The sequence below is a fragment of the Pseudomonas sp. GNP014 genome (genome assembly GCF_054344005.1).
Window position 1 is genome coordinate 3,235,372 of the sequence record NZ_JBTGUS010000001.1, and the last position, 14,876, is coordinate 3,250,247.

Here is a 14,876-nt window from a genome sequence, read left to right on the forward strand (position 1 = left end):
CCAATTAGCGATCTATGCGTAGCAGTGCTCATTTCGAAAAGTTATCGACAAGCGCTAAGTGTTTGAAAATAAGTGGTTAAAAATTGACCGAATGAACAGGTATTTATTTTTGGCGGGGGATTTCGCCAGCGAGTGACGAGAAAGGATTTTCAGGCGGGATGTAACTTTTCAGGGCGTGGAAACAAAAAAGTGCACACATAAATGGCACCGACGGTGACATTTGTGTGTACACATTCTTGAGGTTTCCGCACAGCACTGTAGGGGAGATCATTTAGGCAGGGATTTAAGCCTTGCTGATGATATTCCCCGCATGCAAACCGCATTCTTTCTGCGTCGCTTCTTCCCACCACCAGCGGCCTTCGCGTTCGTGCTGGTTCGGCAGCACAGGACGGGTGCAGGGTTCGCAGCCGATGCTGATGAAGCCGCGTTCATGCAGGCTGTTATAAGGCAGCTCAAGCATGCGGATGTAACCCCAGATCTCTTCGCTGGTCATCTGTGCCAGCGGGTTGAACTTGTACAGGGTGCGTTCTGGCGTAGAGAACGCGGTGTCGATTTCCAGCACCGCCACGGCGCTGCGGGTGCCCGGGCTCTGGTCGCGGCGCTGGCCGGTGGCCCAGGCTTTGACGCCGGACAATTTGCGGCGCAGCGGCTCGATCTTGCGAATGCCGCAGCATTCGCCATGGCCGTCCTTGTAGAAACTGAACAGGCCTTTTTCCTTCACGAACGGTTCCAGTTTCGTGTAGTCCGGCGACACCAGTTCGATGTCGATCTTGTAGTGCTCGCGCACCTGATCAATGAACCGGTAGGTTTCCGGGTGCAGGCGGCCGGTGTCGAGACTGAACACCTTGACGTTCTTGTTGAGCTTCCAGGCCATGTCCACCAGCACCACATCCTCGGCGCCGCTGAAAGATATCCACAGCTCGTCGCCGAACTCGGCAAACGCGAGTTTCAGGATGTCCTGCGCGGATTTGTTGGCATAGGTCGTGGCGAGTTCCACGACGTCGAACGTTGGGCTCATCAGGGCGGCTTCCTACAGGTCGGTGGCGCTGGGCGCTCTATATGGCGGCGATGTTAACAAAAAGCGGCGGGGTACGGGGTGGTCGCTGCGTTGCGCCGTGGCGGGGGAGTCGCTAGAGTTCGGGCTCGCTCGACTCAATAATCAATACAAACGGGAGTGTCTTGTGGAAATTGCTTGCCTGGATCTTGAAGGGGTACTGGTACCGGAAATCTGGATCGCCTTTGCCGAAAAAACCGGAATCGACTCCCTCAAGGCCACCACCCGGGACATTCCCGATTACGACGTGCTGATGAAACAGCGTCTGCGCATCCTCGACGAGCACGGTCTGAAGCTTTCGGATATTCAGGAAGTGATCGCCACGCTCAAGCCGCTGGACGGCGCGGTGGAATTCGTCGACTGGCTGCGCGAGCGCTTTCAGGTGGTGATTCTCTCGGACACCTTCTACGAATTCTCCCAGCCGCTGATGCGACAACTGGGCTTCCCGACCTTGCTTTGCCATCGTCTGATCACTGACGACAGCGGGCGGGTGACCAGCTATCAACTGCGTCAGAAAGATCCCAAGCGTCAGTCGGTGCTGTCGTTCAAGAGCCTGTACTACCGGGTGATTGCGGCGGGGGATTCGTATAACGATACGAGCATGCTGGGTGAGGCGGACGCCGGGATTCTGTTCCACGCGCCGGACAACGTGATCCGGGAGTTCCCGCAGTTTCCGGCGGTGCATACGTTTGCCGAGTTGAAGCAGGAATTCCTCAAAGCTTCTAACAGAGAGTTGAGTTTGTAGTCGTCTGAAAAGACGCCATCGCGAGCAGGCTCACTCCTACAAGGGAACGCATTCCAAATGCAGGAGTGAGCCTGCTCGCGATAGCTTTTAGAGGTTTTGCAGGGTTTCCAGGAGGATCTTCACTTTGGTTATCGACTCCTGATACTCCGCCTGCCAGTCCGAATCAGCCACGATCCCGCCGCCGCCCCAGCAACACACCTGCCCATCCTTGACCAGCAGACTGCGAATGGCGATGGAGCTGTCCATCTCGCCACGCACGTCCAGATACAACAGCGACCCGCAATACAATCCACGCCGGGTCGGTTCCAGTTCGTCGATGATCTGCATTGCGCGAATCTTTGGTGCGCCGGTGATCGAGCCGCCGGGAAAGCTGCCGGCGATCAGGTCCAGAGCGTCGCGATCCTGCGCCAGTTCACCGGTCACGCTGCTGACCAGGTGATGCACGTTGGGATAGCTTTCCAGGCTGAACAGCTCCGGTACCCGCACCGAGCCGATGCGGCAGGTGCGGCCGAGGTCGTTGCGCAGCAGGTCGACGATCATCAGGTTCTCGGCGCGATCCTTGGGGCTGCCCAGCAGTTCGGCGGCATTGGCCGCGTCTTCGGCGGGCGTCAGACCACGGGGGCGGGTGCCTTTGATCGGGCGGGTTTCGACCTGGCGCTGGCTGACTTTGACGAAACGCTCCGGCGACAGGCTCAGCACCGCGCCGCCGTCGGGCAGGCTCTGGAAGCCGGAAAACGGCGTCGGGCAGGCTTCACGCAAAGCGCAATAAGCCAGCCACGGATCGCCCTGACAGGTTGCGCGGAAACGCTGGGCGAAGTTGACCTGGTAGCAGTCGCCGGCCTGGATGTATTGATGAATGCGCTCCAGCGCCTGGCGATAGTCATCGGCCGACAGGTCGGCGGTCATCGGCGTGTTCAGCTTGAACGGCGTCAGCGTGGCGGCGGCCGATTGACTGAACAGGCTGATCAGGCGTTGCCGCTCACTGTCGGCCAACGACGGGTGAAAAACCAGTTGGCTGGTGGCGGTCTGGTGATCGCTGATCAGCGCCCAGTCGTACAGGCCGAAGCGTGCGTCGGGCAGTTGCAGATCATCCCGGGCCTGGCTGGGCAGCTGTTCCAGGTGCCGGCCGAAGTCGTAACTCAGATAGCCGATCAGGCCGCCAGCGAACGGCAGCTCATATTCCGCCGGCAGCTGCGCCTGGCCCAGACGAGTCAGATTGTCCCGCAGGCGTTGCAGGAAAACGCTGCCGCTTTCGTCGGGCAACACCGCCAGTTGTGCCAGCGGCCAGGCGCTGAGCAGGTCATAGCGACCACGGTCGGCACTCGGCCGGCCGCTGTCGAGCAACACGGCGCCGGGGGCATGACGGATGGCCGCGAAGTAGTCGGCGGGATTGGCGCGGTAAGGCAGCGGGTGTACGGAACAGGTCAACATGGGCGGGGCAGATCGGCCATCGAGGCGGGGTAGGGATTGTAGTCCTCTCCGCTGTCAGATCAAAATCAAAAGCCTACCCCCTCACCCCAGCCCTCTCCCCCAAGGGGGCGAGGGGGAAGGGAGCAGATCTTCATGCTTTTCAAAGCCTGAGTTCGACTCAAGACTTTCAGGTCGGCGTATTTCCAGCATCCACCTCGGTCAGTCCCCTCTCCCTCAGGGCGGCGAGGGGGAAGGGAGCAGATCTTCATGCTTTTCAAAGCTTGAGTTCGACTCAAGACTTTCAGGTCGGCGTATTTCCAGCATCCACTTCGGTCAGTCCCCTCTCCCTTTGGGCGGCGAGGGGGAAGGGAGCAGATCTTCATGCTTTTCAAAGCCTGAGTTCGACTCAAGACTTTCAGGTCGGCGTATTTCCAGCATCCACTTCGGTCAGTCCCCTCTCCCTCAGTGCGGCGAGGGGGAAGGGAACAGATCTTCATGCTTTTCAAAGCTTGAGTTCGACTCAAGACTTTCAGGTCGGCGTATTTCCAGCATCCACCTCGGTCAGTCCCCTCTCGCTCAAGGCGGCGAGGGGGAAGGGAGCAGATCTTCATGCTTTTCAAAGCTTGAGTTCGACTCAAGACTTTCAGGTCGGTGTATTTCCAGCATCCACTTCGGTCAGTCCCCTCTCCCTCAGTGCGGCGAGGGGGAAGGGAACAGATCTTCATGCTTTTCAAAGCCTGAGTTCGACTCAAGACTTTCAGGTCGGCGTATTTCTAGCATCCACCTCGGTCAGTCCCCTCTCCCTCAGGGCGGCGAGGGGGAAGGGAACAGATCTTCATGCTTTTCAAAGCTTGAGTTCGACTCAAGACTTTCAGGTCGGCGTATTTCCAGCATCCACTTCGGTCAGTCCCCTCTCCCTCAGTGCGGCGAGGGGGAAGGGAACAGATCTTCATGCTTTTCAAAGCTTGAGTTCGACTCACAACTTTCAGGTCGGCGTATTTCCAGCATCCACCTCGGTCAGTCCCCTCTCGCTCAAGGCGGCGAGGGGGAAGGGAGCAGATCTTCATGCTTTTCAAAGCTTGAGTTCGACTCAAGACTTTCAGGTCGGTGTATTTCCAGCATCCACTTCGGTCAGTCCCCTCTCCCTCAGTGCGGCGAGGGGGAAGGGAACAGATCTTCATGCTTTTCAAAGCCTGAGTTCGACTCAAGACTTTCAGGTCGGCGTATTTCCAGCATCCACCTCGGTCAGTCCCCTCTCCCTTTGGGAGAGGGCTAGGGTGAGGGGCTTTTCAGCCTTCCACAGCAGGAATATGCCCAAACATTTCTTGGGTAAACGCCACTCGTTCCTCAACCGACTCCGTCACCCCACGCGCCTTCAGCGCTTCCAGGTGCGCCTCGACCGCATGCGTACGCTGGGTCAGCCCGCAATCGTTGGCGATCTGGATATTCAGTCCCGGCCGCGCGTTCAGCTCCAGAATCAGCGGGCCTTTCTCCTGATCCAGCACCATGTCCACACCGATGTAACCCAGCCCGCACAGCTCGTAGCAGCCGGCGGCGAGTTTCATGAAACCGTCCCAGTAGGGCAGTTGCACGCCATCCACCGCGTTGGTGGTGTCGGGGTGTTTGTTGATGATGTTGTTCAGCCAAGTGCCGCGCAGGGTCAGGCCGGTGGCCAGATCGACACCGACGCCGATGGCGCCCTGATGCAGGTTGGCCTTGCCGCCGGACTGGCGGGTCGGCAAGCGCAGCATGGCCATCACCGGGTAGCCCATCAGCACGATGATGCGGATGTCCGGCACGCCTTCGTAACTGATGCTTTTGAAGATCTGATCCGGGGTCACTCGGTATTCGATCAGTGCACGGTCGCGGTGACCGCCCAGCGAATACAGACCGGTGAGAATGCTCGAGATGTGGTGCTCGAGTTCTTCGTGGGCGAGGATCTTGCCCGAGACCGTGCGATAGCGGCCCTCGAAGCGGTCGGCGATGACGATGATGCCGTCACCGCCGGCACCCTGGGCCGGCTTGATCACGAAGTCATTGTGCCCGCCGATGATCGCGTCGAGCTTGTCGATTTCCTTCTCCGTGGAAATCACGCCATACAGCTCCGGCACATGAATGCCGGCTGCGATGGCGCGCTCCTTGGTGATGATCTTGTCATCGACGATCGGGTACAGGCTGCGCTTGTTGTACTTGAGCACGTAGTCGGCGTTACGCCGATTGATGCCCATGATGCCCCGCGCCTCCAGAGCCTTCCAGGTCTTCCAGAAACCGAACATCAGTGATCAGCCTTGTTGACGAATGCCTTGAAACGCACCAGTTCAGTCAGGCGGTAGCCGCGATAGCGACCCATCGCCAGCATGAAACCGACCATGATCAGCAGGATCGCCGGGAAGGTGAACACGAAGTACACCAGCTCCGGCACGGTCATGATCAGGTGTGCCAGCGAGGCGGCAAACAACGTACCGATCGCCACTTTCATCGCATGGCTGGCGCCACGTTCTTCCCAGGTGATCGACAGGCGTTCGATGGTCATGGTCAGAATCACCATCGGGAACAACGCAACAGACAAGCCGCGCTCCAGGCCGAGCTTGTGACTGAACAGGCTGATGGCCGCGATCAACACCACGACAAAGGTCAGCACCACCGACAGGCGCGGGAGCATTTGCAGCTTCAAGTGTTCCAGATACGAACGTAACGACAGGCCCAGCGCGGTGATCACGGTAAACAGCAGAATGCCGAAGCCCAGCTGCGTTTCGCGGAAGGCCAGGGCAATCAGCACCGGGGTGAACGTGCCGAGGGTCTGCAGGCCGATCAGGTTGCGCAGGATCAGGATCACCAGCACGCCGATCGGGATCATCACCATGATCATGAACGTCTGTTGAGTCTGCAGCGGCAGGCCGTACAGCGAGTATTCGAGGAAGTTGGCGTCGGTGTTTTCATCCGTCAGCTTGGCCAGACGAATCGCGTTCATCTCGCTGTTGTTCAGGCTGAAGGTCACGTTGGCTTTCTTGCCGCCGTCGACGGTGATCAGGTTCTCGTCACCGGTCCACCACAGCAGACGGTCGGTCGGCAGGCCTTGCTCGCCGGTTTCCGGGTTGAAGTACAGCCAGTCGTTGCCGTTGAAGCTGCGCAGCCACAGTTCCGGGGTTTGCGGTTGATCGGCAACGAGGCGGATGGTGTGGACTTTTTCCACCGGCACGTGGGCGATGGACAGCAGCAACTCGACGATCTTCGCCTTGTGTGGCGTCGACGGGTCGCCGGCCAGCAGCAGTTTGACGTTGTCGTCGTTGACGTTGTTGACCCGCTTGATCGCCTCGCCAATAAAGGTTTCGACGTCGGCCGAGTGCTGGCGGATCGGTGCGAGCAGGGCTTCGGCGGCGATTTTTTCCGGGCCTTCGATGGCGATGCTGTCGCGGAAGGTCGGGCCTTTGATCTTGGTTTTTTCTGCGGTGTAGCGCTTGGTCAGGACCAGACGGTAATAAAGGGTCTGGTTGCCCTTGGCCCGGCGCGCCGACCAGGTGACCTTGCGGTTGCCGTCGACGCGGTTGACGGCGACGCCATAGTTATTGGAGATGAAGCTTTCGTTGAGGCTGACGTAGTCGCGGCTCAGGGGCGGCACGAACATCTGGATCTTCACCGGATCCTTGGTGCTGGCGACGAACTCGACCTTGGCGTCGATGTTCCACAAGTCGTCGGTGGCGTCTTCGGTCACCGGAATCCCGAGCACGAAAATCTGATAGGCCGTAACCGAAACGCCCAGCAACACCAGAATGGTGATCAGGATTTTCAGGTGGAAGGTTAGAGAACGCATGGAAATTACTCGGCGGTATGAGCGGCGATGGTGCAGGCGGGTTTGCCGGCAGCGTATTTAAGACTGGGATCGACCAGCGCATCGAAGCGTTTCAGCGCCTCGGAGCCAATCAAAAGCGGGTATTGGAACGCACTACGGTCGGTCAGGTTCACTTCGATGCTGCGCAAAGCCGAACCCATGCAGATGTCCAGCTCGATCACCGGGCGGGCAGTGTACTTTTTGCCTTCTTCCGGGTCGTAGTCGCCGGCGCGGCGCTTGATCTTGCTGACCCGCGCCAGCGGCCGTTCGATCGGGTGCGAATGCGCGGCGTCGATCGCCAGATAAAAGCGTACCCACGACTCGCCGTTGCGTTTGAAGCGTTTGATGTCGCGGGCGCTCAGTGATGCGGTTTTCGCACCGGTGTCGAGTTTGGCCGCGACTTCCAGATTGATGCCATCGAGCGACGCGTATTCGTTAAGGCCGTACACGGTTTTTTCCCCCGCTGCGGCGAGGCCGGGCAGGCAAAACAGAGCAAAAAAGGTGGGGAAGGGCTTGAGTCTCATAAATCCTGGTGCGCAGCGTTCCGTTCTCGGTTCAAGGGCTTGGCAGCAGGCTTTCCTGCCTGCGCCAGCACCTTCGTGTGCCTATCAGCTTTTTATGACAAGCCGTACAAATGGCCAGCAAATGCGGGCGGCATTCTAGCACGGTGGTTTTATGGCGCCAGCGCCTGCGGCGGTCTATAACCCTGGGGTTCCTGCTCCCACAGGTGATTGGCTGATCAAAAGGACCATCGGCTGTGGTTATTAGACGATTGTCGACAATGTGTATTTATCCTTTGACGGATGCGGGTGAATTGGCTAGTTTTTGCCGCATTGGATTTAAAGGTGTCGACAATCATGCTGGATCAACTCGATCCCCCGGTCATCAGCGGCGACGATTCCGAGACGCTCTCGGAAAACGTCTTCCGACGCATCCAGGCGGCCATCGTCAAGGGTGAGATCGCCCCGGGCAGCAAGATCTCCGAGCCGGAGCTGGCGCGCACCTACGGCATCAGCCGCGGGCCGCTGCGTGAGGCCATTCATCGGCTCGAAGGCCAGCGCCTGCTGGTACGGGTACCGCACGTCGGCGCACGAGTGGTGTCGCTCAGCCACGCCGAACTGCTCGAACTCTACGAAATCCGCGAGTCCCTCGAAGGCATGGCCTGCCGTCTGGCGGCCGAACGCATGAGCGTCGAAGACATCGACGAACTGCGCCGGGTGCTGGAAACCCATGAGCGCGATGCGGCGTTTCAGGCCGGCGTCGGCTACTACCAGCAGGAAGGCGATTTCGACTTCCATTACCGGATCATCCAGGGCAGCGGCAATCGCACCCTGACCCAGATGCTGTGCGGCGAGTTGTACCAACTGGTGCGCATGTACCGTATCCAGTTTTCCACCACGCCGAACCGCCCGCGTCAGGCCTTTGCCGAACACCACCGGATTCTCGATGCCATCGCCGACCGTGACGGCGAGCTCGCGGAATTGTTGATGCGCCGCCACATCGGCGCCTCGAAACGCAACATCGCCCGTCATTACCAGGACGGCGCCGACAATAAGACAGCCACTGAACGAGGTGAGTCATGAGTTCCAAGCAGAACACTCCAGGCCAGCGTTTCCGCGATGCGGTCGCCAGCGAGCATCCCTTGCAAGTGGTCGGCGCGATCAACGCCAACCACGCGCTGCTGGCCAAGCGCGCCGGTTTCAAAGCGATCTACCTGTCCGGTGGCGGCGTCGCTGCAGGTTCGCTCGGTGTGCCGGACCTGGGCATCACCGGCCTGGATGACGTGCTGACCGACGTGCGTCGTATCACCGATGTCTGCGACCTGCCGCTGCTGGTGGATGTGGATACCGGTTTCGGTTCGTCGGCGTTCAACGTGGCGCGCACCGTCAAGTCGATGATCAAGTTCGGCGCGGCGGCGATTCACATCGAAGACCAGGTCGGTGCCAAGCGCTGCGGCCACCGTCCGAACAAGGAAATCGTCAGCCAGCAGGAAATGGTCGATCGCATCAAGGCCGCCGTCGATGCCCGTACCGACGACAGCTTCGTGATCATGGCGCGTACCGATGCGCTCGCGGTGGAAGGCCTGGAATCGGCCCTGGATCGCGCCGCCGCGTGCATCGAGGCGGGCGCCGACATGATCTTCCCGGAAGCCATCACCGAACTGGAGATGTACAAACTGTTCGCCAGCCGCGTGAAGGCACCGATCCTCGCCAACATCACCGAGTTCGGCGCGACGCCGCTGTACACCACCGAGCAGCTTGCGGGAGCGGATGTGTCGCTGGTGCTGTACCCGCTGTCGGCGTTCCGCGCGATGAACAAGGCGGCGGAAAATGTCTACACCGCGATCCGCCGCGACGGCACGCAGCAGAATGTCATCGACACCATGCAGACTCGCATGGAGCTTTACGATCGCATCGACTACCACACCTTCGAGCAGAAGCTCGATGCGTTGTTTGCACAAAAGAAAGGCTGACCAAGACCCCTGTGGGAGCGAGCCTGCTCGCGATGGGCGTTAACGATAACGCGGTGTTCCTGATGTGCCGAGGTGTTCCAGCCACCTTCGCGAGCAGGCTCGCTCCTACAAGTTTCCCTACAAATTCAAGAAGATTGGAGACAGCAATGGCCGAAGCAAAAGTACTCAGTGGCGCCGGGCTCCGTGGCCAGGTGGCCGGGCAAACCGCACTGTCCACCGTGGGCCAGGCCGGTGCCGGGCTGACCTATCGCGGCTACGACGTGCGTGAACTGGCGGCAGATGCGCAGTTCGAAGAAGTGGCTTACCTGCTGCTGTACGGAGAGCTGCCGACCCAGGCACAACTCGACGCCTACCAGCAAAAGCTGAGCAAGCTGCGCGACCTGCCGCAAGCACTGAAAGAAGTGCTCGAACGCATTCCCGCCGACGCCCACCCGATGGACGTGATGCGCACCGGTTGCTCGTTCCTCGGCAATATCGAGCCGGAGAAAGACTTCTCCGAACAGCGCGACAAGACCGACCGCCTGCTGGCGGCGTTCCCGGCAATCATGTGCTACTGGTATCGCTTCAGCCACGACGGCAAGCGCATCAACTGCGTCAGCGACGAGCCGACCATCGGCGGCCACTTCCTGCACCTGCTGCACGACAAGAAGCCGAGTGAACTCCACGTCAAAGTGATGAACGTGTCGCTGATTCTTTACGCCGAACATGAATTCAACGCCTCGACCTTTACCGCGCGGGTGTGCGCGTCGACTCTGTCTGACCTGTATTCCTGCGTCACGGCTGCCATCGGTTCGCTGCGCGGCCCGCTGCACGGCGGCGCCAACGAAGCGGCGATGGAAATGATCGAACGCTTCTCGTCGCCGGAAGAGGCGATAAAGGGCACCCTCGGCATGCTTGAGCGCAAGGACAAGATCATGGGCTTCGGCCATGCGATCTATAAGGACAGCGATCCGCGCAACGAGGTGATCAAGGGCTGGTCGAAAAAACTCGCCGACGAAGTCGGTGACAAGGTGCTGTTCCCGGTCTCCGAAGCCATCGACAAGACCATGTGGGAGCAGAAGAAACTGTTTCCCAACGCCGACTTCTACCATGCCTCGGCGTACCACTTCATGGGCATCCCGACCAAGCTGTTCACGCCGATCTTCGTCTGCTCGCGCCTGACCGGCTGGGCCGCCCACGTGTTCGAACAGCGCGCCAACAACCGCATCATCCGTCCGAGCGCCGAGTACATCGGCGTAGAACAGCGCAAGTTCGTGCCAATCGAACGTCGCTGAATGGTGAGGGCCGAACACTAATCTCGATGTTCACCGAAGACCCTGTGGGAGCTGGCTTGCCAGCGATGACCGAGTCACATCCAACATTGATGTCGACTGACCCACCGCTATCGCTGGCAAGCCAGCTCCCACAGGGTTCAGTGTGAATTTCAAGGTCAGTGTCCGGCCCCACCTCTTGAAACCACCGTGACCCGAGTCCTGACCCGATGAACACAGCATTCCGCAAGAACCTGCCCGGCAGTTCCCTGGATTACTTCGACGTCCGTGCGGCGGTCGAGGCGATTCAGCCCGGCAGCTACGACACCCTGCCGTACACCTCCCGCGTGTTGGCGGAAAACCTCGTGCGTCGCTGCGATCCGGCCACGCTCACCGATTCCCTCAAACAACTGATCGAGCGTAAACGCGACCTCGACTTCCCGTGGTTCCCGGCGCGCGTGGTGTGCCACGACATTCTTGGCCAGACCGCACTGGTCGACCTCGCCGGCCTGCGTGACGCGATCGCCTTGCAGGGCGGTGACCCGGCGCAGGTCAACCCGGTGGTGCCGACGCAATTAATCGTCGACCACTCGCTGGCGGTGGAAGCGGGCGGTTTCGACAAGCAGGCGTTCGAGAAGAACCGCGCCATCGAAGACCGACGCAACGAAGACCGTTTCCACTTCATCAACTGGACCAAAAAGGCCTTCAAGAACGTCGACGTGATCCCGCCAGGCAACGGCATCATGCACCAGATCAACCTGGAGAAAATGTCGCCGGTGATCCAGGTGCGCGATGGCGTGGCGTTCCCTGACACCTGCGTCGGCACCGACAGCCACACCCCGCACGTCGATGCGCTGGGCGTGATTGCTATCGGCGTCGGTGGCCTCGAAGCCGAAAGCGTGATGCTCGGCCGTGCCTCGTGGATGCGCCTGCCGGAAAGCGTCGGCGTCGAACTGACCGGCAAGCTGCAACCGGGCATCACCGCCACCGACATGGTGCTGGCGCTGACCGAGTACCTGCGCAAACAGAAAGTCGTCGGCGCATGGCTGGAGTTCTTCGGTGAAGGCGCCTCGGCGCTGACCCTCGGCGACCGCGCGACCATCTCCAACATGGCCCCGGAATACGGCGCCACCGCGGCGATGTTCTACATCGACCAGCAGACCATCGACTACCTGAAACTCACCGGTCGCGAAGATCAGCAAGTGCAACTGGTCGAGCAGTACGCCAAGCTCAACGGCCTGTGGGCTGACAGCCTGAAAGGCGCGCAATACGAGCGCGGCCTGACGTTCGACCTGTCGTCGGTGGTGCGCAACATGGCCGGCCCGAGCAACCCGCACGCCCGCGTCGCGGTGGCGGATCTGGCGGCCAAAGGCATCTCCGGGCAGTGGGATGACGTGCCGGGGCAAATGCCTGACGGCGCAGTGATCATCGCCGCCATCACCAGTTGCACCAACACCAGCAACCCGCGCAACGTGATTGCCGCCGGCCTGCTGGCGCGCAATGCCAACAAACTCGGCCTGACCCGCAAGCCGTGGGTCAAATCCTCGCTGGCGCCGGGCTCGAAAACCGTCGCGCTGTACCTCGATGAAGCGGGGCTGACCACGGAGCTGGAGCAACTGGGTTTCGGTGTCGTCGCGTTCGCCTGCACCACCTGCAACGGCATGTCCGGCGCACTCGATCCGGTGATCCAGCAAGAGATCATCGACCGCGATCTTTACGCGACTGCAGTGCTCTCCGGTAATCGTAACTTCGACGGCCGCATTCACCCGTACGCCAAGCAGGCGTTCCTCGCTTCGCCGCCGCTGGTGGTCGCTTACGCCATTGCCGGCACCATCCGTTTCGACATCGAGAAGGACGTGCTGGGCGTGGTCGACGGCAAGGAAGTTCGCCTGAAAGACATCTGGCCGAGCGACGAAGAAATCGACGCGGTGGTGAAGTCGTCGGTGAAGCCGGAGCAGTTCCGTCAGGTCTACATTCCGATGTTCGCCATTCACGAAGACACCGGCCCGAAAGTCACGCCGCTGTACGACTGGCGCGAGATGAGCACCTACATCCGTCGTCCGCCGTACTGGGAAGGCGCACTGGCCGGGGCCCGTCCGCTCAAGGGCATGCGCCCGCTGGCGGTGCTGCCGGACAACATCACCACCGATCACCTGTCGCCCTCCAACGCGATCATGCTCGACAGCGCCGCTGGCGAATACCTGGCGAAAATGGGCCTGCCGGAAGAGGACTTCAACTCCTACGCCACGCACCGGGGTGACCACCTGACTGCGCAACGCGCGACCTTTGCCAACCCGAAACTGTTCAATGAAATGGTCGTGGAAAACGGCAAGGTCAAACAGGGTTCCCTGGCGCGAGTGGAGCCGGAAGGCAAAGTGATGCGCATGTGGGAAGCCATCGAAACCTATATGGAGCGCAAGCAGCCGCTGATCATCATTGCCGGTGCCGATTACGGCCAGGGTTCGTCCCGTGACTGGGCGGCCAAGGGCGTGCGTCTGGCAGGCGTCGAAGCGATCGTCGCCGAAGGTTTCGAGCGCATCCACCGCACCAACCTGGTGGGCATGGGGGTGTTGCCGCTGGAGTTCAAACCCGGCACCGACCGCCACACCCTGGCCATCGACGGCAGCGAAACCTACGACGTGATCGGCGCCCGCACGCCACGCGCCGACCTGACGCTGGTGATCCATCGCAACAACGGCGAGCGCGTCGAAGTGCCGGTGACCTGCCGCCTCGATACCGCTGAAGAAGTGTCGATCTACGAGGCCGGCGGCGTGTTGCAGCGCTTCGCCCAGGACTTCCTCGAAGAGTCGGCGGCTGCCGTTTAAACCAGTTAAGCGACCAAGGGATGATAAGTCCCTTGGTCCTTTGAGGAGCAACCATGGCTCACGCACCACAGATCAAAATCCCCGCCACCTACATGCGCGGCGGTACCAGCAAAGGCGTGTTTTTCAGCCTCAAGGATCTGCCTGAAGCCGCGCAGATTCCCGGCCCGGCCCGCGACGCCTTGCTGCTGCGGGTGATCGGCAGCCCCGACCCGTACGACAAGCAGATCGACGGCATGGGCGGTGCCACCTCGAGCACCAGCAAAACCGTGATCCTGTCGAAAAGCATCAAGGCCGATCACGACGTCGATTACCTGTTCGGTCAGGTGTCCATCGACAAGCCGTTCGTGGACTGGAGCGGCAACTGCGGCAACCTCTCGGCGGCGGTCGGTTCGTTCGCCATCAGCCATGGTCTGGTTGATGCCAGCCGCATTCCGTACAACGGCGTGGCGGTGGTGCGCGTGTGGCAGGCCAACATCGGCAAGACCATCATCGCTCACGTGCCGATCACCAACGGTGAGGTGCAGGAAACCGGTGATTTCGAACTCGACGGCGTGACTTTTCCGGCGGCCGAAGTGCAGGTCGAATTCATGGACCCGGCGGCAGAAGAAGAGGGCGGCGGCGGTTCGATGTTCCCCACCGGCAACCTGGTCGATCAGCTTGAGGTGCCGGGCGTTGGCACGTTCCAGGCGACTATGATCAACGCCGGGATCCCGACGATTTTCGTCAACGCCGAAGACATCGGCTACACCGGCACCGAGCTGCAAAGCGCGATCAACAGCGATCCGAAAGCGCTGCAGATGTTCGAAACCATCCGCGCCTACGGTGCGCTGCGCATGGGCCTGATTTCCAGTCTGGATGAGGCAGCCAAGCGGCAGCACACGCCGAAAGTCGCGTTCGTCGCCAAGCCTGCGGATTACGTTGCGTCCAGTGGCAAGGCGATTGCGGCCGCTGATGTGGATTTGCTGGTGCGTGCGCTGTCGATGGGCAAGTTGCACCACGCGATGATGGGCACGGCGGCGGTGGCGATCGGCACGGCGGCGGCGATTTCCGGGACACTGGTGAATCTCGCAGCGGGTGGCGTTGAACGCAACGCCGTGCGTTTCGGTCATCCGTCCGGGACCCTGCGCGTCGGCGCCGAGGCCAGTCTGGAAAACGGCGAGTGGGTGGTGAAGAAAGCCATCATGAGCCGCAGTGCGCGGGTGCTGATGGAAGGCTACGTGCGCATCCCCGGCGATTCCTTCTGAGCCAACACCGAACACAACTGCAGGAGTGAGCCTGCTCGCGATAGTG

Annotated in this window: 11 protein-coding genes; 6 read left to right on the forward strand and 5 right to left on the reverse strand. The window is 60.6% G+C overall.

Going from position 1 to position 14,876, the window contains the following annotated elements; all coding sequences use genetic code 11:
• Positions 1 to 283: 283 nt before the first annotated feature.
• Entirely contained in the window at positions 284 to 1,018 is a 735-nt protein-coding gene (locus ACXX9E_RS14620) for a phosphoadenylyl-sulfate reductase (RefSeq protein ID WP_003223260.1), read from the reverse strand.
• A gap of 163 nt (positions 1,019 to 1,181) precedes the next feature.
• On the opposite strand from ACXX9E_RS14620, the gene thrH reads away from it, so the two are divergent.
• A complete protein-coding gene (gene thrH, locus ACXX9E_RS14625) occupies positions 1,182 to 1,799 on the forward strand; it encodes a bifunctional phosphoserine phosphatase/homoserine phosphotransferase ThrH (RefSeq protein WP_123463671.1) in 618 nt (205 codons plus the stop codon).
• Positions 1,800 to 1,886: 87 nt separating this feature from the next.
• Here thrH and pabB read toward each other — a convergent pair whose 3' ends face one another.
• From pabB to rloA, 4 genes are all read right to left on the reverse strand, one after another.
• Positions 1,887 to 3,230, reverse strand: coding sequence for an aminodeoxychorismate synthase component I (gene pabB, locus ACXX9E_RS14630; RefSeq protein WP_458555599.1), 1,344 nt, complete (start codon positions 3,228 to 3,230; stop codon positions 1,887 to 1,889).
• 1,268 nt (positions 3,231 to 4,498) lie between these two features.
• Positions 4,499 to 5,485: an alpha-L-glutamate ligase-like protein gene (locus ACXX9E_RS14635; protein WP_123463668.1), complete on the reverse strand. Its 987-nt coding sequence runs from the start codon at positions 5,483 to 5,485 to the stop codon at positions 4,499 to 4,501.
• Positions 5,485 to 7,020, reverse strand: a complete 1,536-nt coding sequence (rloB, locus tag ACXX9E_RS14640) for an osmotic stress tolerance membrane protein RloB (protein WP_123463666.1) — start codon at positions 7,018 to 7,020, stop codon at positions 5,485 to 5,487. The genes ACXX9E_RS14635 and rloB overlap by 1 nt, the downstream gene beginning before the upstream one ends.
• Positions 7,021 to 7,025: 5 nt before the next feature.
• Entirely contained in the window at positions 7,026 to 7,562 is a 537-nt protein-coding gene (rloA, locus tag ACXX9E_RS14645) for a retropepsin-like aspartic peptidase RloA (protein ID WP_007916436.1), read from the reverse strand.
• 336 nt (positions 7,563 to 7,898) lie between these two features.
• Here rloA and ACXX9E_RS14650 point away from each other — a divergent pair, with 336 nt between their 5' ends.
• From ACXX9E_RS14650 to prpF, 5 genes are all read left to right on the forward strand, one after another.
• Entirely contained in the window at positions 7,899 to 8,621 is a 723-nt protein-coding gene (locus ACXX9E_RS14650; RefSeq protein WP_174377155.1) for a GntR family transcriptional regulator, read from the forward strand.
• A complete protein-coding gene (gene prpB, locus ACXX9E_RS14655) occupies positions 8,618 to 9,511 on the forward strand; it encodes a methylisocitrate lyase (RefSeq protein ID WP_123463664.1) in 894 nt (297 codons plus the stop codon). Before ACXX9E_RS14650 ends, prpB begins: the two co-directional genes overlap by 4 nt.
• Before the next feature lie 146 nt (positions 9,512 to 9,657).
• Positions 9,658 to 10,785 (forward strand): bifunctional 2-methylcitrate synthase/citrate synthase, encoded by a 1,128-nt coding sequence (gene prpC / locus ACXX9E_RS14660; protein WP_128615305.1) that lies wholly within the window; start codon positions 9,658 to 9,660, stop codon positions 10,783 to 10,785.
• A gap of 206 nt (positions 10,786 to 10,991) precedes the next feature.
• A complete protein-coding gene (gene acnD, locus ACXX9E_RS14665; protein ID WP_458555600.1) occupies positions 10,992 to 13,586 on the forward strand; it encodes a Fe/S-dependent 2-methylisocitrate dehydratase AcnD in 2,595 nt (864 codons plus the stop codon).
• A gap of 53 nt (positions 13,587 to 13,639) precedes the next feature.
• Positions 13,640 to 14,830 (forward strand): 2-methylaconitate cis-trans isomerase PrpF, encoded by a 1,191-nt coding sequence (prpF, locus tag ACXX9E_RS14670; protein ID WP_123463657.1) that lies wholly within the window; start codon positions 13,640 to 13,642, stop codon positions 14,828 to 14,830.
• The last annotated feature ends 46 nt before the right edge of the window (positions 14,831 to 14,876 follow it).

Coding starts and splice junctions, on each gene's coding strand:
- rloA (WP_007916436.1), bottom strand. CDS start 7,562: ATGAGACTCAAGCCCTTCCCCACCTTTTTTGCTCTGTTTTGCCTGCCC.
- ACXX9E_RS14620 (WP_003223260.1), bottom strand. CDS start 1,018: ATGAGCCCAACGTTCGACGTCGTGGAACTCGCCACGACCTATGCCAAC.
- acnD (WP_458555600.1), top strand. CDS start 10,992: ATGAACACAGCATTCCGCAAGAACCTGCCCGGCAGTTCCCTGGATTAC.
- ACXX9E_RS14635 (WP_123463668.1), bottom strand. CDS start 5,485: ATGTTCGGTTTCTGGAAGACCTGGAAGGCTCTGGAGGCGCGGGGCATC.
- rloB (WP_123463666.1), bottom strand. CDS start 7,020: ATGCGTTCTCTAACCTTCCACCTGAAAATCCTGATCACCATTCTGGTG.
- prpC (WP_128615305.1), top strand. CDS start 9,658: ATGGCCGAAGCAAAAGTACTCAGTGGCGCCGGGCTCCGTGGCCAGGTG.
- prpB (WP_123463664.1), top strand. CDS start 8,618: ATGAGTTCCAAGCAGAACACTCCAGGCCAGCGTTTCCGCGATGCGGTC.
- pabB (WP_458555599.1), bottom strand. CDS start 3,230: ATGTTGACCTGTTCCGTACACCCGCTGCCTTACCGCGCCAATCCCGCC.
- prpF (WP_123463657.1), top strand. CDS start 13,640: ATGGCTCACGCACCACAGATCAAAATCCCCGCCACCTACATGCGCGGC.